This is a genomic window from Paracoccus sp. (in: a-proteobacteria) (genome assembly GCF_035556475.1).
Taxonomy (GTDB): domain Bacteria; phylum Pseudomonadota; class Alphaproteobacteria; order Rhodobacterales; family Rhodobacteraceae; genus Paracoccus.
Genome location: NZ_DATMFA010000046.1, coordinates 1 through 20,645, shown reverse-complemented (window position 1 = coordinate 20,645; position 20,645 = coordinate 1). Strand labels below are relative to the sequence as shown.

Genomic DNA, 20,645 nt, shown 5'->3' with positions numbered 1-20,645 from the left:
GCTTGACGCCCTTGCGCCCACGGTCCAGCATGGCGAAAAAGCGAGATGACCATGCATGACCTCGACCGGCAGCAAAGCGCCGCTGCTGCGCAGCCCGCCTTCGCCCATTTCCTTGGCTTCCGGCTGATTTCGGCCAATCCTGACGAGGTCATGGCCGTGATGGAGGCGACGGCCGAGCTTTCGAACCGCAATGGCGTTCTGCATGGCGGCGCGATCCTCGGCTTTGCCGACAATCTGGGCGGCACAGCGGCGACGATCAATCTGGGGCCGGGTCAGGCCACCACCACCATGGAAAGCAAGACGAATTTCCTGCGCCCGATCCGCATCGGCGATGTGGCGCGCGGCCGCTGCGTCGCGCTGCACAAGGGCCGCACCACGATGATCTGGCAAAGCACGATCACCCGGGGCGATGGCAAGGTCGCGGCGATCGTCACCCAGACCCAGATGGTGATGGAGTGGCGCGAGCGCGCCGCGACCGGGGCATGAACGCCGCAGGATCACGGCCATGATGCCCCTCAGCGCGAGGGTGACGTTGCCGAGGCGGTTTTTTCGTGGCAATAGGGCGCGAAAGCAACCGAAAGCAGGGTTCGCAGAATGACCGATTTCGCGCAACGCCGCACCATGATGGTCGACACCCAGGTCCGTCCGAACGATGTGACCAGCTATCCCGTCATCGAGGCGATGCTCAACGTCCCGCGCGAGCAGTTCGTGCCGGAAACCCTCCGTGACGTGGCCTATGCGGGCCATAACATCGAACTGGGCGCGGGCCGCGTGCTGTTCGAGCCGCGCACGCTGGGCAAGATGATGGAAGTGCTGGACCTCCAGTCCGGCGACCTCGTCCTGAACATCGCCGGCGGCTACGGCTATACCGCCGCGCTGATCGCGCGCATCGCCCAGGCCGTCGTCGCGGTCGAGGAGGATGCCACCATGGCCGCCGAGGCGCAGGCGCGGCTGGCCGATCAGGACATCTTCAACGCCGTGGTCGTGACCGGCCCGCTGAGCGAGGGCTATCCGAGCCAGGCGCCTTATGACGCAATCTTGATCGAGGGCGCGGTCGAGGAGTTTCCCGCCGCGCTGGCCGACCAGCTTCGCGACGGAGGCCGCGTCATCGCGCTTTTCCGCGAGGGCAATCTCGGCACCGTCTCGATCGGCCGCAAGGTTGACGGGCGCATCAACTGGCGCTTTGCATTCCATGCCGAGGCTCCGGTTCTGCCGGGCTTCCGCAAGGTTCAGGGTTTCGTCTTGTAGAAACAACGAAAAAAGGGGCAGGGGCATGTTTGGCAGGAAGCTGGAAAAATTGCGCAAGCCGCTGATCGCGGCCTTGCTGGCTGGTGCCGCTGCCCTTCCCGCCAAGGCCGAGACGCTGGCGGACACGATGGTGGCCGCCTATCGCCACTCGGCCCTGCTAGAGCAGAACCGCGCCGTCCTGCGCGCCGCAGACGAGGATGCGGCCGCCGCCATCGCCGCCTTGCGCCCGATCGTGCAATGGGTCGCGGATTACAGCTATCAGAACATCGAGGGGTTTGACGCCAATTCGGCCAGCCTCTCGCTGCAGGCGCAGATGACGCTTTATGACTGGGGGCGTAGCGCCATCGCGATCGACATTGCCAAGGAATCCGTCCTTGCGACGCGCGCCGCGCTGGTCGGCGTGGAACAGGATGTGCTGCTGGGTGCGGTGCAGGCCTATCTGGACGTCCGCAGCGCCACCGAGCAGGTCGAGCTGCAGGCGAACTCGGTCCGCGTGATCGGACAGGAACAACAGGCGGCAAGCGACCGTTTCGAGGTCGGCGAGATCACGCAGACCGACGTGTCGCAGGCCGATGCCTCGCTGGCCGAGGCCCGGGCCGAGCTTGCCACCGCGCAGGGTGATCTGCAGACCGCGCGCGAGAATTACCGGGCGATGACCGGGCATTTCCCCGGCGACCTCTCTCCGCCGCCGCCGACGCCCAAGCTGCCCGCCAGCCTCGTCGAGGCGCGGGCGATCGGCCAGCGCTCGCATCCGCTGATCCAGCAGGCCAAGCGCGAGACCGCCGCCTCGGAACTGGGTGTCGCCGCCGCCAATGCCGAGCGCAATCCCGAACTGACCGGCTCGGCCGGGATCCAGACCCAGCGCGCCAAAACGCTGAGCGGTGGCGGGGTTTCCACCACCACCGATATCGGGTCGGTGTCGCTCAGTATGTCGCAGACGATCTATTCCGGCGGCCGCCTGCCGTCGGCGCATCGCAAGGCGATGGCGCAGCGCGACGCGACGCGGGCCTCGCTTCTCCATACGGCGCGGCAGGTGGACCAGGCGGTCGGCACGTCCTGGGCGGGGATCGACGTGGCCCGCGCCCAGATCTCGGCGATCGACGAGCAGATCGTGGCGGCGCGTCAGGCCTATAACGGCGTGCGCGAGGAATCGCTTCTGGGCGCACGCACCACGCTGGACGTTCTGGACGCCGAACAAGTCGTGCTGGAGGCGATGGCGAACAAGATCACCGCCGAAGCCAATCTGCAATTAGCGCATTATCAACTTTTGTCCGCTATGGGTCTGTTGACGGTAGAAAACCTGAAACTGGGGATCCCGACCTATGATCCAATGGCCTATTACAACGCGGTGCAGGACGCGCCCTTCACCAGCCGGCAGGGCGAAAGCCTCGACCGGGTGCTGCGCTCGATCGGCAAGAAATAACGCCCGACCCGGCCCCGGAACGGGGGCACGCCATGCAGGCTGAGCTTTCCGCACCCGGCAATGCCGGCGATGTTCTGGCCTCGATCCGGCGCATGATCGCGCTTGAGGGCGGGGACAGCTGCGCCCTGCCCGGCGACACCCCGCTGATCCTGTCCCAAAGCCAGCAGATCGCGCCGGCAGGGACCGAGGCGGAGCCATCCGTGGAGGAGGCAGACCTCTCCGCCGAGGAGGAGGCCGAGTTCGCCGAAGCCGAGGCCGCCCTTGCCCGGATGCTGGCCCCCGCGCGCGCGGCGGAACCCGAGGCGCCTGACCCCGCGGATGAAGGGGACATGGCCGGGACGAACCTGTTCCTCGCATCCGGCGACACGGCGCAGATGGAGCTTCGAACGCTTGTCCGCACCGCCCTGCGTCATGAGCTGGAAGGCGAGATGGGCGCAAACTTCAGCCGCAACCTGCAAAGCCTGATCCGCCAGGAGGTGGAGGCGGCCATTCGCGGGCTGTCCGCCAGCCGCTAGGAAAAAGGGCAAGGACCGTTCTGCGGCCCCTGCCCCGAAACTTTGTCAGTTCAGGTATTTCTCGGGATCGACGCTGTCGAAGCCGTTGCGCACCTCGAAATGCATGACGCCCTGACTACGCGCTTTGCCAAGCGCGGTTCCCGCGCTGACGCTCTGCCCCTTGCTGACCGCGACATTGTCCAGCCCGGCATAGACCGTCATCAGGTTGTCGGGATGGCGGATCACGATGATCGGCACCTGATCCACGTCGCGGGTGATCGCCGCGACCGTCCCCGCCCCCGCGGCCGAGATGGTGGTGCCCGGCGCGGCAGAGATGTCGATGCCCTCGTTCTTGCCCTTCTGATAGGCGCGGACGATCGCCCCATCCGCGGGCATGCGGAACTTGCCATTGCCCGAAGCCGCGGTGCGCGTCTTGCCCAGATTGGGGCTGGTCGGCGCATTCACCGGCGCGTTCGAGGGCTGGGTCTTTTCATTCGGAAGCGGTTCGGAGGCCGAGGGCGGGCGCGGCGTCGGACTGCCGGTGCCGGGGGCGGTCAGGGTCGCCAAGGCTTGCGGCGCCTTGCCCGCCACCGGGATCAGCAGGCGCTGGCCGTTCCGCACCGCCATGCTGGCGGGAAGCCCGTTCCATGACGCAAGGTCATTGACCGAGACGCCATATTTCCGTGCAATGGACCAGGCCGTCTCGCCCTGCGTCACCACATGCTGCTTCGGCTGGGTCGCGGCGGGCTGGACTGCGGCGACTGCCGCGCCTGCGGGCGGCGGGACGTTCGGCTGCTTCACGCCTTGCCCGGCAAAGGGATCGCTGACCTGCCCGGTGGTCGAGGTGATCCGCGTCCCCGTCGCCGCTACCGGCGCCCCCGCCGCGACACGGCGCGGCAAGGCGACGACCGCGCCGGGGTCCAGCGGCGCCGTCGCCGCGATCGAATTGTAGCTGGCAAGCTCGCCCGCGCTCAGCCCGACCCGCGCGGCGATCGTTGTAACGGTATCGCCCGGCCGGGCGATCGCCACCTGATAGGCGGGATAGCTGATGATCCCCCGGCTGTCCGGGGCGGGGCGCGGGGCGGCAGCGGCCGCGGCGGCGGCGGTATCGAGCCCCCCGCCACCCCAGCCCCTCAGATCCGGGTCAAGCGTCAGGCCCCCTTGCGGACTGCACCCGACAAGTGCCGCCACCATACCGGAGGCACAAGCGAGCCGCGTGAATTTTCCCATCTGCCCTATCCCCATTCCTTCGGCCGGGGGTCATGTCTGGCCCAACCCCTCGACCAGCGGCACGAAGCGCACCTGCCGCAATTCATCATAGTCAAAACCGGTTTCGGTCCGTCGGACCCGGATCAGCGTCTGCACCGCATCCGACTGCCCGACCGGCAGGACCATGATACCGCCGATCTTCAGTTGCGCCAAGAGCGACCCCGGCGGGTCCTCGGCGGCGGCGGTCACCATGATGCGATCAAAGGGCGCCTGCTCGGCCAGCCCGCGCGAGCCGTCGGCAACCATCGCGGTGATGTTCGTCAGGCCGAAATGGCGAAAGATCGCCTCCGCCTCGCTGACCAGCCGGCGATGGCGGTCCAGCGTATAGACCCTGCGGCAGAGCAGCGACAGGATCGCCGCCTGATAGCCCGAGCCGGTCCCGACCTCGAGCACCTTGTCGCGCGGCCCGACATCCAGCGCCTGGGTCATCAGGCCCACGACCGAGGGCTGGCTGATGGTCTGGCCGCAGGGAATCGGCAGCGGCGTATCCTCATAGGCGCGATCCTCGAAATGGCCGCGCACGAACTCGCCCCGGTCGATCCTCTCCATCGCCTCCAGAACCCGGGGATCCGTCACCCCGCGCTGTCGCAGCGCGAAGAGGAAGCGCATCTTCCGCTCGGCGGCATCGGGTTCAGGTTCGTCGCTCATCGGCGGCTCATCCCTCTTCAAGGACGCGCAGCGCGTCGAGGCTGGCATGACAGGTCAGGTCAGGGCGCATCGGCGTCAACGAGATATAGTTCCGCAGGTTCGCGTCGACATCGCTGCCGGGGCTGGCCTCGGCCGTCTGCGAGCCGCCGAGGATCCACAGGAACCGGCGGCCGCTCGGTGCGTGATAGGGTTCGGCCTGGAACCGCACGCCCGAGCGCCGGCCCTGCGGCGCGACCCGCACGCCCCGGACCGAGGCCGCGTCGCAGGCCGGGAAGTTGATGTTGTAGAACAGCCGGAAATCCGCGCTCGAGGTCCAGTCACCATGTTCCAGAAGCTGGCGGATCAGCCGGGGGCCGTGCCGGCGCGCGGCCTCGAACGGATCGTCGAGGCCTGCTGTCGCGATGCCCATATATTGCGAGAGGGCGATGGCGGGCAGGCCCTGCAGCGCCGCTTCCATCGCGCCGCCGATGGTGCCCGAATACATCACGTTCTCGCCCGAGTTATTGCCCCGGTTCACCCCCGAGAGGACGAGGTCCGGGGGACTGTCGTGCATCACATCGCCGAGCGCAGCCAGCACGCAATCGGCCGGCGAGCCTTCGGCCGCGAAACGGCGCGGACCCAGCTCGGCAATCAGCGTCGGATGCACATAGCTGATGCAATGGGCCACACCCGACTGCTCGAAGGCCGGGGCGACGGTCCAGACCTCGCCCTCCGGTCCGGCGATCTCGGCCGCGATCTCGGCCAGCGCGACCAATCCCGGCGCGTTGATTCCGTCGTCATTGGTAATCAGGATCCGCATTCCGCCCCCATGTCATGCCGCGGGCAGGCCGATCTGGATCGGGATTTCCGCCCCATTCCCCCGGATGCCCAGAAATTCGTCTTCAAATCCTCGTTAACCGCATGATTATCCGCGCCACGGTCCTGCGACAACCCGCAGCACCTGCAACTGCAGCGTTTGACGCGCGCCTAGGGTAAGGGCAGGATCAAACCCAAGCAGAAGGCCGGGCAGAACATGCAGATCTATCTTCCGATTGCCGAGGTGGTGGTGAACGCCTTCACCCTTATCGGGCTTGGCGGTATCGTCGGCCTGATGTCGGGGCTGTTCGGCGTCGGCGGCGGCTTCCTGATCACGCCGCTCCTGTTCTTCATCGGCATTCCGCCGGCGATTGCGGTCGCGACCGGGGCCAATCAGGTCGTTGCCTCGTCCTTCTCGGGGGTGCTTGCGCATGTGAAGCGCAAATCGGTCGACTTCCGCATGGGCTGGGTGCTGCTGGCGGGCGGTCTGGTCGGCTCGTCGGTCGGGGTGGTGTTCTTCAACATCCTGTCGCGGCTGGGCCAGATCGATCTGGTGGTGCAGCTTTGCTATGTCGTCTTCCTTGGCCTGATCGGAGCGATGATGCTGCAGGAAAGCCTGCGCGCCCTGCGGCGCGCGCGGCGCAGCGGACCGGTCAAGCCGATGCGGCGCAACCAGCACGGCTGGGTGCATCGCTGGCCGATGAAGGTCAAGTTCCGCGCCTCGGGCCTTTATATCAGCGCGATTCCCGTCCTGCTGGTGGGCGCAGCGGTCGGCGTCCTTGGCGCGCTGATGGGGGTCGGCGGCGGCTTCATCATGGTTCCGGCGATGATCTATCTGCTGGGGATGCCCACCAAGGTCGTGATCGGCACCTCGCTTTTCCAGATCACCTTCCTCTCGGCCTATACGACGCTGATGCACGCCGTCTATTCGAACACCGTCGACATCATGCTGGCGGTCCTGCTGATCGTCGGCGGCGTGATCGGGGCGCAAATCGGCACGACGCTCGGCACCCGCCTCCGGGCCGAGCAGCTTCGCATCCTGCTGGCGCTGCTGGTGCTTCTGGTCTGCGGCAAGCTGGCGCTGGATCTCGTCCTTACCCCCGACGATTACTATTCGCTGACGCCGGGGGTGATCGGGTGATGCTGAGGGCTATCGCATTTCTGGTCGCAAGCGCGCTGCCCCTCTCGGCACAGGGGATCGCGGGTTACGTGCTGGCGCATCCGCCCGAAACCATCGTCGCCGACCTCTCGCGCGATGATGTCGAGATTACGACCAGCTTCGACGGGTCCGACATCATCATCTATGGCGCCATCAAGCGCGAGACGCCGATCCCCGACGCCCCCTCGCTCGACGTGATCGTCACGGTCGAGGGGCCGGCCCTGCCCGTCACCATCCGCCACAAGGAACGGCGGTTCGGCATCTGGGTGAATGCCGGCCGGGTCGCGGTCGCATCCGCGCCGAATTTCTATGTCGTGACGACGACCCGGCCGCTGGACAAGATCCTCGACCCGGCCGAGGATAACCGCTTCCGCATCTCGGTCCCGCTGGCCATGCGCGCCTTCGCCGGCGCCGCGAAGGTCGAGGACGTGGTGCCCTATACCGAGGCGCTGATCCGCCTGCGCGAGGAACACGACCTTTACCGCCTCGACGAAGGCGCGGTCAGGCTGGCCGAACAGACGTTGTTCCGCGCCGATGTCCGGCTGCCCGCCAACCTGATGGAGGGGCTTTACGCCACGCGCATCTTCCTTTTGCGCGACGGCAAGGTGCAGGACACGTTCCGCGCCCCGATCGAGGTGCGCAAGGTCGGGCTGGAACGCTGGCTCTATCGCCTCGCGCTGGACAAGCCGTTTCTCTACGGGCTGATGTCGCTGTTTCTGGCGGTCTTCGCGGGCTGGGCAGCCTCTGCGGCATTCAGGCGCTTCCAGAACCGCTGAGTTCAGGCATGGATGCCGTTCTTCCAGGTCGCGAGGGCGAACCACGCGAAACTGTCGGCATTCACCCGCGCATCAGCCGGCCCCATCAGCGCGTAGTTCACGCTGCCGCAATAGGCCTTGTCATCCGTGTTGATGAACTTGTGCGACGCCTCGTGGACGAGAAGGCGCGCGACCTCCTCGACCGGCTTCTGCTGAAGCGCGGCGAAGTTCAGATGAATCCGGCTGCCGGGATTCACGCCGACATATCCGCCTATCGAGCGCGGGTCGGTGCCGGCCGGTTCACCGCGCAATGCGCGCTCATTGTTATTGTCCACGATCTCGAACCTGCCGTTTAGGCCAGCCCCGATCTGCATGTATTGCGGACCGAGGAAGGCGAAGAGATCGCCGTAGTCCTTGGCCGTATCCTCGTCTATCCGGGCCAGCCGAAAATGGATACGCGCCGCCTCCGTCACATATTTGGGGAGGGGCGTGACCGCGCCGTGCGGGCCGGACCCCACATGCATCTCGGCGGCCGAGATGACCGAGCGCGTGAGCAGCGTCTGCACGTCCTGAACCATCTGCCGCGCGTCGACGATGGCCGCGCTGATCTTCGGGACCACAAGCGACCTGTGATACTGCCTCGCGCTGGTGAAGAGAGACAGCGGACGGCCGGTCAGTTTGACATTGCCCTGAACGGTTTCCTGCCAGCCAAGCGGGTTTCCCGACATCGCACCAGCCCCCATGCACCGTAATGCCCGAAAATTACCACGGAGCGGACGATTCGTCGCGAAAACCGCGGAGGGCCGCTTTACTCGCCGCTCGATCCAACCCGGTCCGAGCGGCGGAACGGCCCCATCTCGGTCAGGATCGCCATTTCCTGCGTGACGGCGCGGCGTTCGCGCTGCAGATAGTCCTCGATCGCATTGTGCAGGCCCTGATCGGCCAGCCAGTGCAGCGAATGGGTCTGGGTCGGCAGATAGCCCCGCGCCAGCTTGTGTTCGCCCTGTGCCCCGGCCTCGACCCGCGCGAGGCGATGCTCGATCGCCCAGTCGATCGCGCGGTGATAGCACAGTTCGAAATGCAGGAAGGGGTGGTCCTCGATGCAGCCCCAATAGCGGCCATAGATCGTGTCGGGGCCAAGCAGGTTCAGCGCGCCGGCGATCGGCCGCCCCTCACGCTCGGCAAGGACCAGCATGCAGTCGTCGCGCATGGTGTCGTGCAGATGCTCGAAAAAGGCGCGGGTCAGATAGGGGCGGCCCCATTTCCGGCTGCCGGTGTCCTGATAGAAGCGCCAGAAGGCGTCCCAATGCTCGGGGCGGATCTCGTCTCCGGTCAGGCTGCGGATGGTGCCGCCGAAAGCCTGCGCCCGCTCGCGCTCCTTTCGCAGCGCCTTGCGTTTGCGCGAGGAAAGCTCGGCCAGAAACTCGTCATAGCTGCCATAGCCGCGATTGAGCCAGTGGAACTGCTCGCTGGCGCGGGAAAGATAGCCGACGGCCTCGCCCAGCTCCACCTCGGCCTCGGTGCAGAAGGTGACATGGACGCCCGAGAGGCCGGATTGCTTCGCCACCTGCGCCATCGCCTGCAGCAGGGCACCCTGCACCGCGCGGTCAGGCGCGATCAGGCGCGGCCCCGTCACGGGCGTAAACGGCACCGCGCATTGCAGCTTGGGGTAATAATCGCCGCCCGCGCGCTCATAGGCCTGCGCCCAAGCATGGTCAAAGACGTATTCGCCCTGGCTGTGAGTCTTGAGATAGCAGGGCGCGACCCCGGCCACCCGGCCATCCAGCCGGGCGATCAGGTGGCTCGGATGCCAGCCCGTGCCCTCACCGACCGAGCCGGATGCCTCCAGCGCGGCAAGGAAACGGTGGCTGGTAAAGGGATTCGCCCCCGCACCGCAACCATCCCAAAGGGCGGCGTCGATGCCCGTGATGGCGGGCAGGACGGAGACGCTGAGTTCGCTCATGGCGCGAAGATAGCCGCCGCGCGCCGCTTTGTCAGCGCCCGCCGGTCACTTCCAGGTTTGTGCCGGTGACATAGCTCGCCTGCTCGCTCGCCAGCCACAGAATGGCCTCGGCCACCTCCTCGGCGGTGCCGGGACGACCCAGGGGAACGCCGGGGGCAAGCTGCTGTGCCCGGTCCGGGTTCCCGCCCGAGGCGTGGATCTCGGTCTCGATCAGGCCGGGACGGACGGCGTTGACACGGATGTTTTGCGGCGCCAACTCCTTGGCGAGGCCGATGTTCAGGCTGTCTATCGCGCCCTTGCTGGCCGCATAGTCGACATATTCGCCCGGCCCGCCCAGCTTGGCCGCCGCCGAACTCAGCAGCACGATCGAAGCCGAGGGTTGGTCCTTCGGCCGTTTCAGCCGCCGCGCCGCCTCGCGCGCGGTCAGAAGCGCACCGATCACGTTGACGTCGATGACGCGCTGCATCCGCTCCAGCGACATATCGGCCAGCGGCATGGCCTGCGCCAGCATTCCGGCATTGACGATCACGGAATCGATCCTGCCGAACTCCGCCTCCGCCGCGTCGAAAAGCGCGATCACCCCCGCCTCATGCGCGACATCGGCCTGAACGCCGATGGCGCGGCGACCCATGGCGCGGATGCGGTCCAGCACCTCCTGCCCGGCCTCCGCATCGTTGCGCCAGCTGATCGCGACGTCCCAGCCGCGCTCGGCCGCGAGCAGGGCGACCGCGCGCCCGATGCCGCGCGACCCGCCGGTAACCACCATTGTTCCGCTCATGCTCCCCCCGGAAGATAGTCCTCGAATGTGATATTGTCGGCCACCCGGCGCGCGGCCATTTCCTGCGCGGGCGAGCGGATGGTCCAACAGAGGACCGGAACCCCCCGCGCCTTCAGCGCCGTGACGGCCGGATTTTCCAGATCATTGCAGTCATGCGAGATGAAGCTCGCGCCGACCGGCGCGAAATCCGCGATCGCCGCCAGATGTGCGCGCGTCGCCGCGTCGAGCATCGGCCAGTCCGCTTCCTCATATCCGCAGGTAGTCAGCCCCACCGTCACCCCCGGCGCGGCCTTGTGGAAGGCGGCGATGCTGTGGGGGTTGAAGGACATGACCGCGACCGGCCCCTGATAGGCCGCGACGAGTTCCGCCACCCGGTCCGAAAGGCCGCCGACCTCCCCGGTCGAGCGGAGGCTCTGGTCCTTGATCTCGATCAGCAGGGGAACGCGGCCCCGGACCTCGGCCAGCAGATCCGCGAGGGTAGGGATCCCCTCCCCCGTTCCCATCAGGCGCAGCATCGACAAGGCGTCGATGCCCATGGCCCGAACCAACCCCTCGGCCCCGGTCAGGCGCGGCAGGTCGTCGTCATGGAACACGACCGGCGTGCCGTCGGCGGTGGCCTGAATGTCGCATTCGATCCCGTATCCGGCAGCGATGGCGGCGCGGAATGCCGCCATGCTGTTTTCCGGCACCCCGGCCGAATGCAGCCCCCGATGCGCGATCGGGAGGCTCAGGAAATCGGGATGAAGCGCCATCACTCGATCTCGAAGATCGCTTCGACCTCGACCGCTACGCCGCGCGGCAGCGCCGGGGCGGATACGGCGGCGCGGGCATGGCGCCCCCGGTCGCCAAAGACCTCGACCATCAGGTTCGAGCAGCCATTCACCACCTCGGGCTGGTCGGTGAATTCGGGGGTCGAGTTCACGAAACCGCCCAGCTTCACCACCCGCTTCACCCGGTCGAGCGACCCAAGCGCCGCCCGCGCCTGCGCCAGCAGCGCAAGGCCGCAGGTCCGCGCCGCCTCGGCCCCGGCCTCGACGGCGAGGTCATCGCCAAGGCGGCCCTTGCGGGTGCTGATCTGGCCGGACACGAACAGCAGGTTGCCCGAGATCACGAAGGGGACGTAATTCGCCGCGGGTGCGGGCGCGTCGGGCAGGGTGATCCCCAGTTCGGCCAGTCTCGTCTCGATGCTCATCTTATCCCTCAGTCTGTGATGGAGGCGCGAAATTCGCCCAGGACCGAGCGCCAGGTCGCCAGCGCGTCCTCGAAATTCTCGCGTCCCAGACCGTCGGCCGCAAGCCCGATATCCATCTCGAGGAAAGGATCGCCCGAATCCGCGACAAAAATCTTGCCCACCGGGTTGTCGCGATTCCACTGGTTCGCGTCCTCGGCGGTCATCGGCTGGTCGAGGCTGAAGCTGGTCACGAACTGCATCCGGCGGCAGCTGGGCGCGCATTCGTAGAAATAGACGTTGAACAGCGTCTCGTCGACTTCGCTTTCCAGCATCGGCAGCCCCTCGACATCGCGGCCGACGACGACCTTCATCCCCTGTTCCCGCATGATCTTGCTGATGATTTCGGGATCCCCCGTCACCTGCGCGGCCATGATGGGCGCAGGGGCAAGAAGGGCAAGTGACAGAAGGGCGCTTGGCGCACGCATGAATTGGCTCCGCGGGAGGAATGGCAGGCCTATTAGCGTTTTGCCGATCAGGCTACCAGTGCTTCCGCGCGCTTCAGATCGACGCTGACAAGCTGGCTCACGCCCTGCTCGACCATGGTGACGCCGAACAGCCGATCCATCCGCGCCATCGTCACCGCATGGTGTGTGATCACAAGGAATCGCGTATCCGTCCGCCGGGTCATTTCGTCCATCAGATCGCAGAAACGGGTGACGTTCGCATCGTCCAGCGGCGCGTCCACTTCGTCCAGAACACAGATCGGCGCCGGATTGGCAAGGAACACCGCGAAGATCAGGGCAAGCGCGGTCAGCGTCTGCTCTCCCCCCGAAAGCAGACTGAGGGTCGAGAGCTTCTTGCCCGGCGGCTGGCACATGATTTCGAGCCCCGCCTCCAGCGGATCGTCGGATTCGACCAGAACCAGCCGCGCCTCGCCGCCACCGAAGAGGTGCGTGAACAAATTGGTGAAATTCTGGTTCACCGTGTCGAAGGCCGCCAGCAGCCGCTCGCGCCCCTCGCGGTTCAGGCTGCCGATGCCCTGCCGAAGCTTGCGGATCGCCTCGGTCAGGTCTTCCTTTTCGCCGTTCAGCCGGTCGCGCTCGGTCTCGAGAACCTGCTTGTCCTCGTCCGCGCGCAGGTTGACCGCGCCAAGCGAATCCCGGCTCTGGCGCAAGCGCTGGATCCGGTCCTCGAGCGCGTCGGGCGAGACCTCGCCGACATCGCCCAGAGCCTCGCGCAGTTCCTCGGGGCTGGTCTCGGCTTCTTCCACGATGCGGGTCCGGGCGGCCGCTTCGGCGGTGACGGCGGCTTCGGCGCGGGCCTCGCGCGCGGCCCGGCTCGCGCGGGCATCCGAGGCGGCACGCTCGGCCTCCCGCTCGGCTTCGGTCGCGACGCGCAGGCCTTGATCCGCCGCCGACAGGGTGGCGCGGGCGCGTGCAAGCCGGGCCGCGGCCTTGGCCTCGGCCTCGGTCAGGGTCTCGCGCCGCTCCGCCAGGACCGCGGGCTGTGCCTCGGCCATCTCCAGCTCATCGGCACTCTGGCCCCGACGCGCGGCAAGTTCGGCCGCGCGGGTATCGGCCTGCTCAAGCCGCAGCCGCCAGCCGGATTCCTCCTTGGCGATCTCCTGCAGGCGCTTCAGGCGGGCCTGAGCCTCGCGCTTCATCTCGTCCAGCGCCCCGCGACGGCTGAGGGTCGCGATCCGCGCCGCCTCGACCCCGGTGCGGGCATGTTCGAGCTGCCCCGCCGCGACGCCCCGGTCGGGAAGCTCGGCCAAGGCGCGCTCGGCCTCGGCCAGCCTGCCGCCCGCATCCTCGGCATCGGCGAGGTGGCGGGCCAGTTCCGAACGCGCAGCCTCGGCACGGCCACGCGTGCCCGAAAGCTCGGATTCCGCGCGGGTGACGGCGCGGGCCGCTTCGGAAAGGCCGCGCTCGGCCTCGCGTCGCGCATCGCGGGCGGTCTTTTCAGCCTCGGTCGCGGCTGCGTGACGCGCGCGCAGGGCCTGATGCGACTCGGCGGCAAGGCTCGCGCGCGAGCGCACGGTTTCCGCCTGCGCGGTCAGTTCGGCAAGCTGGTTGACCTTTTGCAGATGCAAGCCGGCGGTCGAGGTGGCGTCCCGCGCCATCACCCGCATCCCGTCCCAGCGGAACAGATCGCCCGCCGGCGTCACCAGCCGTTGGCCGGGGGCCAGCGCGGACTGAAGCGCCGCGCCCTGCGCCGCGTCGGCGACCAGCCCGACCTGCGACAGACGGCGGGCCAGAAGTTCGGGGGCTTCGACATGCGGGGCCAGCGGCTCGGCACCGGGCGGCAATGGCTGGCTCGGCTCATATTCCGGCAAGGCGTGCCAGCCCGAGCCGCCCTCGGCGATGCCTGCGGCCAGATCATCGCCCAGCGCAGCGCCAAAGGCCGCCTCGTTCCCCTTGGCGACCCGGACCAGATCGAGGATCGACCTGCCCCCGCCCGAGCCGCGCTCGACCAGACGCTTCAGCGCCGCGATCTCGGCGGTCAGGGCGGAAAGCTCGCCCTCGGCCTCGGCGCGGGCGGCGCGGGCCTCCGCCTCCTCGGCCTCGAGCGCCCCGCGCGCCTCCTCGGCCAGCGCAAGGGCTTCCTCGGAAATCTCCACCCGCTCATGCGCGGCATCCTGCGCCGCCTCGGCGGCATCGCGGGCGGCCTCGGCGACGATGCCTGCCTCGGCGGCTTCCCCGGCGGCTGCCTCGGCCTTGGCGGCAGCGCCGGACGCGCGGTCGAGCATCTGGCGCAGGTCATGGGCCAGCCGTTCGGCCGATTGATGGCGCGCGGCCAGCCTTGCGCTGTGATCGGTCAACTCGGCCAGCTTGGCCTCGACCTCGTGCAGGGCTTCGGCGGCTTCCTCGGCGACACCGGCGGCGACCAAAAGCCGCTCCTCTTGGCCCTGTCCCAGCTTCTCAAGCTCGCGCCGTTCCCATTCCAGCCGCGCGATCACCTCACCCGCGTCGTGGTTCAGCGCGGCCTCGCGCTCGATATCGCGGTCAAGCTGGGCAATGCGGGCCAGAAGGGTGCGGATGGCCTGCGTCGCGCGGGCCTCGGCCTCGTCCAGCGCCTCGCGTTCGACGGTGGCGCGGGACAGGATGGCGGCGGCGACCTGCTCCTCCTCGCGCAGCGAAGGAAGGCTCGCCTCGGCCTCCTCGCGCGCGGCAATGGCGCGCCTCGCAGCCGCCTCGGCCTCGGCGGCAAGGCGGATCGCCTCGGCCAGCAAGCCTGCCGTCTGCTGCTTTGCCTGCTCGGCCTCGTCCCAGCGGCGATAGAGCAGCAGCCCCTCGGCCTGACGCAAAGCCGCGCCGATCTCGCGGTATTTCGAGGCGGCGCGCGCCTGACGGGCCAGAGAGGCGGCCTGCGTGGAAAGCTGGTCCAGCGTGTCATCAACGCGGGTCAGGTTCGCCTCGGCCGCGTTCAGCTTCAGCTCCGCCTCGTGCCGGCGCTGGTAAAGGCCCGAGATCCCCGCCGCTTCCTCAAGCACGCGGCGGCGCGCCTTGGGCTTGGCGTTGATCAGTTCGGAGATCTGGCCCTGACGCACCAGCGCGGGCGAATGCGCCCCGGTCGAGGCATCGGCGAACAGCATCTGCACATCCCGCGCCCGCACCTCCTTGCCGTTGATGCGATAGGCCGAACCCGCGTCGCGGGTGATGCGGCGGGTGATGTCGAGCGCGTCGTGGTCGTTCATCCCCGCGGGCGCCAGCCGTTCCTTGTTGTCGATGGTCAGCGTGACCTCGGCATGGGCGCGGGCGGTGCGGCGCGCGGTGCCGGCAAAGATCACGTCCTCCATCCCCTCGCCCCGCATGGCGGTGGGACGGTTCTCGCCCATGACCCAGCGCAGCGCCTCGAGAAGGTTCGACTTGCCGCAGCCATTCGGCCCGACGACGCCGGTAAGCCCCTCATGGATGACCAGATCGGTCGGGTCCACGAAGCTCTTGAAGCCGTTGAGGCGCAGCCGGTCAAATCGCAAGGGGAAGGTTCCTGATTTCTGCTTGTTTTTCCTTTACCCTTGGCGAAAAACGCTGCAAAAGTCAATCTCGCTCACAAGATGTGGACAACTTGGCGAAAGCATCCACAAAGCTTTGAGGTCTCTGCCATGATTCCCGCGCTCGCGCTGCTTCTTGGGTTCCAGCTTGCAGGAGAGGTCGCCGCACGCGGCTTCGGCCTGCCGGTGCCGGGTCCGGTGATCGGACTGGTCCTGCTGGTGATCTGCTGCGGCCTGCGCCCGCGCCTGGCCGAGATGCTGCAACCCGTGGTTCGCGGCCTTCTGGGGAACCTGTCGCTGTTCTTCGTCCCGGCCGGTGTCGGCGTCGTCGCGCATATGGCCGAGTTCCAGAGCGACGGCCTCGCCATCGCAATCGCGCTGATGGTGTCGACCGCACTCGCCATCGCGGTCGGGGCGCTGGTCTTTACCGGGATCGTCCGGCTGCTGGGACAGCGCGAGCCATGAATGATGCCGCGCTGATCTGGTCCTATCTGTCGCGGGCGCCGCTGCTATGGCTGACTGCGACGCTGGTGGCCTATTGGCTGGGCGACAGCCTGTTTCGCGCGGCGGGGCGGCAAAGCTGGGCCAATCCGGTCCTGATCGCGGTGATCCTGCTGGCGGGGCTGCTGTGGCTGACGGGAACCGACTACCGCACCTATTTCGAGGGTGCGCAATTCGTCCATTTCATGCTGGGCCCGGCGACCGTCGCGCTTGGCATGCCGCTTTACGAGAACCTGCACCGGCTGCGCCGCGCGTTCCTGCCGCTGCTTGCCGCGCTGTTCGCAGGGTCGCTGACCGCGATCCTGTCGGTCCTGCTGATCGCGAAGGGCTTCGGGCTTTCCCCGGTCATGCTGGCAAGCCTTGCGCCGAAATCGACGACGGCCCCGGTCGCCATCGGCATCGCCGAAGGCATGGGGGGCGAGCCAACGATCACCGCCGTCCTTGTCCTGCTGACCGGGATTTTCGGCGCGATCATCGCGACGCCGCTCCTCAACCTACTGGGGGTGCGGGACTGGCGGGCGCGGGGCTTTTCGCTGGGCGTCGCGGCGCATGGCATCGGAACCGCGCGGGCCTTTCAGGTGAACGAGACGGCTGGCGCCTTCGCCGGGATCGGCATGGGCCTCAACGCAGTGCTGACCGCGATCATCGCCCCGGTGATCCTGCACCTTTTCCAGTAACAAAAATGGGCCGCCCGAAGGCGGCCCCAAAATCATTCCGCAGCGCCGGGGATCAGGCTGCGTCGGCCTCTTCGGCGGCGTGGCGGCGCTCGCTCTCCTCGCGCGACAGCGCGACCGAGGTGCGCACACCCTTGGCCACAAATTCCATCAGGCCCTTCACCACACGCTCGTTCGGGTCGATCCCGGCGCAGGACAGAACCTCGCGCCCGTCGCGCGAGCGTGCCCAACGTGCAATCTGATCGGGCCCGTTGCCATATTTCTTGTCATCCGCGATCGCATCATCAAGCGCAGCCAGAACCACGGCAGCAAAGAGCTTGCGGGCACGTTGCCCTTGTTCGAAATTGAAAGCCGAACCATCCACGAAATCGCGCATCTACTTCATCCTGTTTTTCTTGCAGTACCGCATCAAAGCGACTGGGCCCCTGCCCAATCGACCCTTCGCCCGGCGAACGGCGAAGCTAGGCGGGCTTAGCCGATCCCGCTGCTGATTCGGTATGCCCTTACCTACATGACAGCCATGCGCTCCGTGCAAACCCAAGCAGATGCAAACATAGCTTGCGCTTTCTGAAGCTTTCACGACACCCGGAAAACCCCGCCTACTCTTGACAACGCCGGAATGGCGATCCGATTGCGGCGGAACATGGCAGTGGATATAGGGACCGCCATGCGCGGTTCAAGCACCGCGATCACAGAGTTCCGCAACGTATCGAGGCCACGGAATGCCCAAGATCAACGGCAATGAAATCAAGCCCGGCTTCGTGCTGGAGCATGACGGGGGCCTCTGGGCCGCCGTCAAGGTCAACCATGTCAAGCCCGGCAAGGGCGGCGCCTTCGCTCAGGTCGAGCTGAAGAACCTGCGCGACGGCCGCAAGCTGAACGAGCGTTTCCGCAGCGAGGACAAGGTCGAGCAGGTCCGGCTGGACAACAAGGACCAGCAATTCCTGTATGAATCCGACGGCAAGCTGGTCTTCATGGACAGCGAGACCTTCGAGCAGACCGAGCTTGACGCTGATCTGCTGGGCGACCGCCGCCCCTTCCTGCAGGACGGCATGACCGCGACGGTCGAATATTACGGAGACGAGGCGCTTTCCGTCCGCATCCCTCAGAAGGTCGTCTGCAAGGTGGTCGAGACCGAGCCGGTGCTGAACGGCCAGACCGCCTCGAAAAGCTTCAAGCCGGCGATTCTCGAGAACGGCATCCGCATCATGATCCCGCCCTTCGTCGGCACGGACGAGGCGATCGTCGTCAATACCGAGCTTTTCGAGTATTCCGAGCGGGCCTGATCCCTCCGGGCGTGGCGGGTGACGTTCCGTCACGCCCCGACATCACAATTCGAACAGCTTCGCCCCCGGCGCATTTCGCATGGACCGAAATGGCGTTTCCCTGCGTTCAGACCGGAAACAGGCGGAGCACGAGATGTCTCAGACCACAATACGCGTTGCACATGAGAATTATGGCAGCTCCGGGCGCTATGTCGCCACGCTGCCGGGGATGGAGGGCGAGGCCGAGCTGACCTGGAGGTCGGGCGGCCCCGGCATCATCGTCGCGGATCACACCTATGCGCCCGACACCATGCGCGGTTCGGGCGCTGCGACGGCGCTGGTCCAGCGGCTGATCGACGATGCGCGCAAGCAGGGCCTGCTGATCGTGCCGGCCTGCAGCTATGTCCGCGCGCAGTTCGAGCGGCATCCCGAATGGGCCGACCTGCGCGCCGGCGATATCTGACTAGCCGCGCCGTTGGCGCAATTCGTCGCGCAGGATCTTCAGGAAGATCCGGGCCGCCGGGGTCGGCTGGTGATCGCGCAGGGTCACGATGGAATAGGGCGCGACCGAGAGGTCGCCGGCCAGATCGAGCCGGACGACCGGCGCGCCACGAGCCTCCTCGGCAAAGAGCAGTGCGGCAGAGGTCGACATCACCCCGACCGCCTGCGAGCGCAGGACAAAGGCCAGCGTCAGCATCAGCGAACTGGTCGAGATCACCGTCGGCGGCAGCGACAGGCCGCGGTCGATCAGGTAACGCTCGACCGCCCCGCGCAACATGCTGCCGCTCGGCTGCATCACCCAGTCATAACCGAGGCAATCGCGCAGGTCGCGCACACCGTCCGCCGCCAGGGGATGATCAGGCCCGACGATCAGCGACAGCGGCTCCGGCCCGATCGGGCTCAGCTCGAAAGGGGTCGCGTCCATCCCCTCCGGCACCCGGCCGAGATAGAGGTCGAGCCGCCCCGAGAGCAGTTCAGCGGCCAGCCGGTCGCTGGGCGCGACATCGACGCGGACCCGCAGATGCGGCTCGGACCGTTCGAGGCCGCGGACGATCGGAACCACCAGATCCAGCGACGGCCCGGAGACCGAACCCAGATGCACCGATCCGACCCGCCCGCGGTCGATGTCGCGCACCTCGCGCCCGGCGATGTCGAGGTCGCGCAGCATCGCCCGCGCCCGCTCGGCAAGCCGCTCGCCCGCGAGGGTCAGGTTGACGCCCCGGCTGTGACGCTGCGTCAGCTGCACGCCGACGATCCGCTCGAGATCGGCAAGCATGCGCGAGGCGGCGGGCTGGGTGATGTTCATCATCCCCGCCGCAAGGCTGAGCTGCCCGCTTCTGTCGATCGCCACGAGCAGCGCAAGCTGCCTCAGCTTGATCCCGCGCGCGACGAGCTCGTCCCCCGCATCCCTGCCCATGCGCATTCCGGCTGCCACTTCATCCAAATGTTAGCGCTAAGATATACCATAATGGATATATCATTCCGCAGAAACCGAAATTGACGCCCGCGACCCTGCCAAGCTAGCCTGCGATCAGGCAGGCGGCCTGACGCCGCTGCTGCGGGGATCGCTGCTGGGATCGGCCCAGACGATCCGCGTTGACGGGGGGAAGCACCGGAAGACCCGAAAAGGCGCCGATGAGCGCCGTCTTCTGCCGTGCAATCAACGGGAGGCACTATGTCAATTCTCAGGAAATTTGCACTCGCCGCCGCTTCGGTCGCGGCACTCTCGGCACCGGGCTTCGCCCTGGCCGAGGGTCTTGTCGGCATCTCGATGCCCACCAAGACCTCGGCGCGCTGGATCGCCGACGGCGACAACATGGTCAAGCAGTTCCAGGAAGCCGGCTATCAGACCGACCTGCAATATGCCGATGACGATATTCCGAACCAGCTCTCGCAGATCGAGAACATGATCACCAAGGGCGTGAACGTGCTGGTGATCGCCGCCATCGACGGCACGACGCTGTCGAACGCGCTGGCCAATGCCAAGGCCGCCGACATCAAGGTCATCGCCTATGACCGCCTGATCCGCGACACGCCAGACATCGACTATTACGCCACTTTCGACAACTTCAAGGTGGGTGTCGAGCAGGCGAATACCCTCGTCGCCGGCCTGAAAGAGCGCTTCCCCGACGTGAAGCCGTGGAATGTCGAACTGTTCGGCGGCAGCCCGGACGACAACAACGCTTTCTTCTTCTATGACGGCGCCATGTCGGTCCTGCAGCCGCTGATCGACGACGGCTCGGTCGTGATTCCGTCGGGCCAGATGGGCATGGACAAAGTCGGCACGCTGCGCTGGGATCCGGCGACCGCCCAGTCGCGCATGGATAACATCCTGTCGGCCAACTACACCGACAAGCAGGTGAACGGCGTGCTGTCGCCCTATGACGGGCTGTCGATCGGGATCCTGTCGTCGCTGAAAGGCGTGGGCTACGGCTCGGGCGACCTGAAGATGCCGATCGTCTCGGGTCAGGACGCGGAACTGCAATCGGTCAAGTCGATTCAGGCGGG

The 20,645-nt window shown here is 67.0% G+C and carries 23 protein-coding genes; 11 read left to right on the top strand and 12 right to left on the bottom strand.

The genetic code is table 11. The features are described 5' to 3' along the window. Positions 1-45: 45 nt before the first annotated feature. The 4 genes from VNQ78_RS05940 (at position 46) to VNQ78_RS05925 (ending at position 3,186) form a co-directional block, all read left to right on the top strand. Complete coding sequence (locus tag VNQ78_RS05940; RefSeq protein ID WP_325687593.1) at positions 46-486, top strand: PaaI family thioesterase; 441 nt, start codon at positions 46-48, stop codon at positions 484-486. Positions 487-594: 108 nt separating this feature from the next. After that, positions 595-1,248: a protein-L-isoaspartate O-methyltransferase gene (locus tag VNQ78_RS05935; RefSeq protein ID WP_325687591.1), complete on the top strand. Its 654-nt coding sequence runs from the start codon at positions 595-597 to the stop codon at positions 1,246-1,248. Between the two features lie 25 nt (positions 1,249-1,273). After that, entirely contained in the window at positions 1,274-2,671 is a 1,398-nt protein-coding gene (locus tag VNQ78_RS05930; RefSeq protein WP_325687589.1) for a TolC family outer membrane protein, read from the top strand. 32 nt (positions 2,672-2,703) lie between these two features. Further along, complete coding sequence (locus VNQ78_RS05925) at positions 2,704-3,186, top strand: hypothetical protein (protein ID WP_325687587.1); 483 nt, start codon at positions 2,704-2,706, stop codon at positions 3,184-3,186. Positions 3,187-3,231: 45 nt separating this feature from the next. Here VNQ78_RS05925 and VNQ78_RS05920 read toward each other — a convergent pair whose 3' ends face one another. The 3 genes from VNQ78_RS05920 to surE are packed head-to-tail and all read right to left on the bottom strand — an operon-like array spanning position 3,232 to position 5,881. Beyond that, entirely contained in the window at positions 3,232-4,395 is a 1,164-nt protein-coding gene (locus tag VNQ78_RS05920) for a LysM peptidoglycan-binding domain-containing protein (protein ID WP_325687585.1), read from the bottom strand. Positions 4,396-4,425: 30 nt separating this feature from the next. Beyond that, the gene (locus VNQ78_RS05915) at positions 4,426-5,082 is read right to left on the bottom strand and encodes a protein-L-isoaspartate(D-aspartate) O-methyltransferase (RefSeq protein ID WP_325687583.1); all 657 of its coding nucleotides are present in this window, start codon (positions 5,080-5,082) and stop codon (positions 4,426-4,428) included. A gap of 7 nt (positions 5,083-5,089) precedes the next feature. Then, positions 5,090-5,881, bottom strand: a complete 792-nt coding sequence (gene surE, locus VNQ78_RS05910) for a 5'/3'-nucleotidase SurE (RefSeq protein WP_325687581.1) — start codon at positions 5,879-5,881, stop codon at positions 5,090-5,092. A 213-nt stretch (positions 5,882-6,094) separates the two neighbouring features. Here surE and VNQ78_RS05905 point away from each other — a divergent pair, with 213 nt between their 5' ends. Both VNQ78_RS05905 and VNQ78_RS05900 read left to right on the top strand, forming a co-directional pair. Further along, positions 6,095-7,018 carry a sulfite exporter TauE/SafE family protein gene (locus tag VNQ78_RS05905; RefSeq protein WP_325687579.1) on the top strand — a complete coding sequence of 308 codons (924 nt, stop codon included), beginning with the start codon at positions 6,095-6,097 and terminating at the stop codon, positions 7,016-7,018. Then, positions 7,018-7,812, top strand: coding sequence for a TIGR02186 family protein (locus tag VNQ78_RS05900; protein ID WP_325687577.1), 795 nt, complete (start codon positions 7,018-7,020; stop codon positions 7,810-7,812). Before VNQ78_RS05905 ends, VNQ78_RS05900 begins: the two co-directional genes overlap by 1 nt. Positions 7,813-7,814: 2 nt before the next feature. Here VNQ78_RS05900 and VNQ78_RS05895 read toward each other — a convergent pair whose 3' ends face one another. From VNQ78_RS05895 to VNQ78_RS05865, 7 genes are all read right to left on the bottom strand, one after another. Beyond that, positions 7,815-8,519 (bottom strand): hypothetical protein, encoded by a 705-nt coding sequence (locus VNQ78_RS05895; protein ID WP_325687575.1) that lies wholly within the window; start codon positions 8,517-8,519, stop codon positions 7,815-7,817. An 80-nt stretch (positions 8,520-8,599) separates the two neighbouring features. Further along, the gene (locus tag VNQ78_RS05890; protein WP_325687573.1) at positions 8,600-9,754 is read right to left on the bottom strand and encodes a GNAT family N-acetyltransferase; all 1,155 of its coding nucleotides are present in this window, start codon (positions 9,752-9,754) and stop codon (positions 8,600-8,602) included. Positions 9,755-9,785: 31 nt separating this feature from the next. After that, positions 9,786-10,532: an SDR family oxidoreductase gene (locus tag VNQ78_RS05885; protein ID WP_325687571.1), complete on the bottom strand. Its 747-nt coding sequence runs from the start codon at positions 10,530-10,532 to the stop codon at positions 9,786-9,788. After that, complete coding sequence (locus tag VNQ78_RS05880) at positions 10,529-11,284, bottom strand: glycerophosphodiester phosphodiesterase family protein (protein ID WP_325687569.1); 756 nt, start codon at positions 11,282-11,284, stop codon at positions 10,529-10,531. The genes VNQ78_RS05885 and VNQ78_RS05880 overlap by 4 nt, the downstream gene beginning before the upstream one ends. Further along, positions 11,284-11,724, bottom strand: a complete 441-nt coding sequence (locus VNQ78_RS05875; RefSeq protein WP_325687567.1) for a RidA family protein — start codon at positions 11,722-11,724, stop codon at positions 11,284-11,286. The genes VNQ78_RS05880 and VNQ78_RS05875 overlap by 1 nt, the downstream gene beginning before the upstream one ends. An 8-nt stretch (positions 11,725-11,732) precedes the next feature. Beyond that, positions 11,733-12,188, bottom strand: coding sequence for a YbjN domain-containing protein (locus VNQ78_RS05870; protein ID WP_325687565.1), 456 nt, complete (start codon positions 12,186-12,188; stop codon positions 11,733-11,735). Positions 12,189-12,235: 47 nt separating this feature from the next. Further along, positions 12,236-15,682 (bottom strand): chromosome segregation SMC family protein, encoded by a 3,447-nt coding sequence (locus VNQ78_RS05865; RefSeq protein ID WP_325687563.1) that lies wholly within the window; start codon positions 15,680-15,682, stop codon positions 12,236-12,238. A gap of 126 nt (positions 15,683-15,808) precedes the next feature. Here VNQ78_RS05865 and VNQ78_RS05860 point away from each other — a divergent pair, with 126 nt between their 5' ends. Together VNQ78_RS05860 and VNQ78_RS05855 are read left to right on the top strand one after the other, a co-directional pair. Further along, positions 15,809-16,162, top strand: coding sequence for a CidA/LrgA family protein (locus VNQ78_RS05860; RefSeq protein ID WP_325687561.1), 354 nt, complete (start codon positions 15,809-15,811; stop codon positions 16,160-16,162). Then, positions 16,159-16,875 (top strand): LrgB family protein, encoded by a 717-nt coding sequence (locus VNQ78_RS05855; RefSeq protein WP_325687559.1) that lies wholly within the window; start codon positions 16,159-16,161, stop codon positions 16,873-16,875. The genes VNQ78_RS05860 and VNQ78_RS05855 overlap by 4 nt, the downstream gene beginning before the upstream one ends. Before the next feature lie 52 nt (positions 16,876-16,927). On the opposite strand, the gene VNQ78_RS05850 is transcribed toward VNQ78_RS05855, so the two are convergent. Beyond that, positions 16,928-17,248 (bottom strand): DUF6280 family protein, encoded by a 321-nt coding sequence (locus VNQ78_RS05850; protein WP_024842734.1) that lies wholly within the window; start codon positions 17,246-17,248, stop codon positions 16,928-16,930. A gap of 346 nt (positions 17,249-17,594) precedes the next feature. On the opposite strand from VNQ78_RS05850, the gene efp reads away from it, so the two are divergent. Further along, a complete protein-coding gene (gene efp, locus VNQ78_RS05845; protein WP_325687557.1) occupies positions 17,595-18,158 on the top strand; it encodes an elongation factor P in 564 nt (187 codons plus the stop codon). 133 nt (positions 18,159-18,291) lie between these two features. Beyond that, positions 18,292-18,600: a GNAT family N-acetyltransferase gene (locus tag VNQ78_RS05840; RefSeq protein ID WP_325687555.1), complete on the top strand. Its 309-nt coding sequence runs from the start codon at positions 18,292-18,294 to the stop codon at positions 18,598-18,600. Here the strand turns inward: VNQ78_RS05840 and VNQ78_RS05835 are convergent, their stop codons facing one another. Next, positions 18,601-19,554, bottom strand: a complete 954-nt coding sequence (locus tag VNQ78_RS05835; protein ID WP_325687553.1) for a LysR family transcriptional regulator — start codon at positions 19,552-19,554, stop codon at positions 18,601-18,603. Between the two features lie 258 nt (positions 19,555-19,812). Between VNQ78_RS05835 and VNQ78_RS05830 the strand changes: the two genes are divergently transcribed. Next, positions 19,813-20,645 (top strand): sugar-binding protein (locus VNQ78_RS05830; protein WP_325687551.1); only part of this gene is annotated, 833 nt, incomplete at its 3' end.

Bases quoted from the DNA above. Each gene is read 5' to 3' on its own strand.
- VNQ78_RS05935 (WP_325687591.1), top strand. From the start codon at position 595: ATGACCGATTTCGCGCAACGCCGCACCATGATGGTCGACACCCAGGTC.
- VNQ78_RS05840 (WP_325687555.1), top strand. From the start codon at position 18,292: ATGTCTCAGACCACAATACGCGTTGCACATGAGAATTATGGCAGCTCC.
- surE (WP_325687581.1), bottom strand. From the start codon at position 5,881: ATGCGGATCCTGATTACCAATGACGACGGAATCAACGCGCCGGGATTG.
- VNQ78_RS05900 (WP_325687577.1), top strand. From the start codon at position 7,018: ATGCTGAGGGCTATCGCATTTCTGGTCGCAAGCGCGCTGCCCCTCTCG.
- VNQ78_RS05920 (WP_325687585.1), bottom strand. From the start codon at position 4,395: ATGGGAAAATTCACGCGGCTCGCTTGTGCCTCCGGTATGGTGGCGGCA.
- VNQ78_RS05850 (WP_024842734.1), bottom strand. From the start codon at position 17,248: ATGCGCGATTTCGTGGATGGTTCGGCTTTCAATTTCGAACAAGGGCAA.
- VNQ78_RS05885 (WP_325687571.1), bottom strand. From the start codon at position 10,532: ATGAGCGGAACAATGGTGGTTACCGGCGGGTCGCGCGGCATCGGGCGC.
- VNQ78_RS05925 (WP_325687587.1), top strand. From the start codon at position 2,704: ATGCAGGCTGAGCTTTCCGCACCCGGCAATGCCGGCGATGTTCTGGCC.
- VNQ78_RS05940 (WP_325687593.1), top strand. From the start codon at position 46: ATGACCATGCATGACCTCGACCGGCAGCAAAGCGCCGCTGCTGCGCAG.
- VNQ78_RS05870 (WP_325687565.1), bottom strand. From the start codon at position 12,188: ATGCGTGCGCCAAGCGCCCTTCTGTCACTTGCCCTTCTTGCCCCTGCG.
- VNQ78_RS05930 (WP_325687589.1), top strand. From the start codon at position 1,274: ATGTTTGGCAGGAAGCTGGAAAAATTGCGCAAGCCGCTGATCGCGGCC.
- VNQ78_RS05880 (WP_325687569.1), bottom strand. From the start codon at position 11,284: ATGGCGCTTCATCCCGATTTCCTGAGCCTCCCGATCGCGCATCGGGGG.
- VNQ78_RS05895 (WP_325687575.1), bottom strand. From the start codon at position 8,519: ATGTCGGGAAACCCGCTTGGCTGGCAGGAAACCGTTCAGGGCAATGTC.
- efp (WP_325687557.1), top strand. From the start codon at position 17,595: ATGCCCAAGATCAACGGCAATGAAATCAAGCCCGGCTTCGTGCTGGAG.
- VNQ78_RS05860 (WP_325687561.1), top strand. From the start codon at position 15,809: ATGATTCCCGCGCTCGCGCTGCTTCTTGGGTTCCAGCTTGCAGGAGAG.
- VNQ78_RS05835 (WP_325687553.1), bottom strand. From the start codon at position 19,554: ATGGGCAGGGATGCGGGGGACGAGCTCGTCGCGCGCGGGATCAAGCTG.
- VNQ78_RS05890 (WP_325687573.1), bottom strand. From the start codon at position 9,754: ATGAGCGAACTCAGCGTCTCCGTCCTGCCCGCCATCACGGGCATCGAC.
- VNQ78_RS05875 (WP_325687567.1), bottom strand. From the start codon at position 11,724: ATGAGCATCGAGACGAGACTGGCCGAACTGGGGATCACCCTGCCCGAC.
- VNQ78_RS05915 (WP_325687583.1), bottom strand. From the start codon at position 5,082: ATGAGCGACGAACCTGAACCCGATGCCGCCGAGCGGAAGATGCGCTTC.
- VNQ78_RS05905 (WP_325687579.1), top strand. From the start codon at position 6,095: ATGCAGATCTATCTTCCGATTGCCGAGGTGGTGGTGAACGCCTTCACC.
- VNQ78_RS05855 (WP_325687559.1), top strand. From the start codon at position 16,159: ATGAATGATGCCGCGCTGATCTGGTCCTATCTGTCGCGGGCGCCGCTG.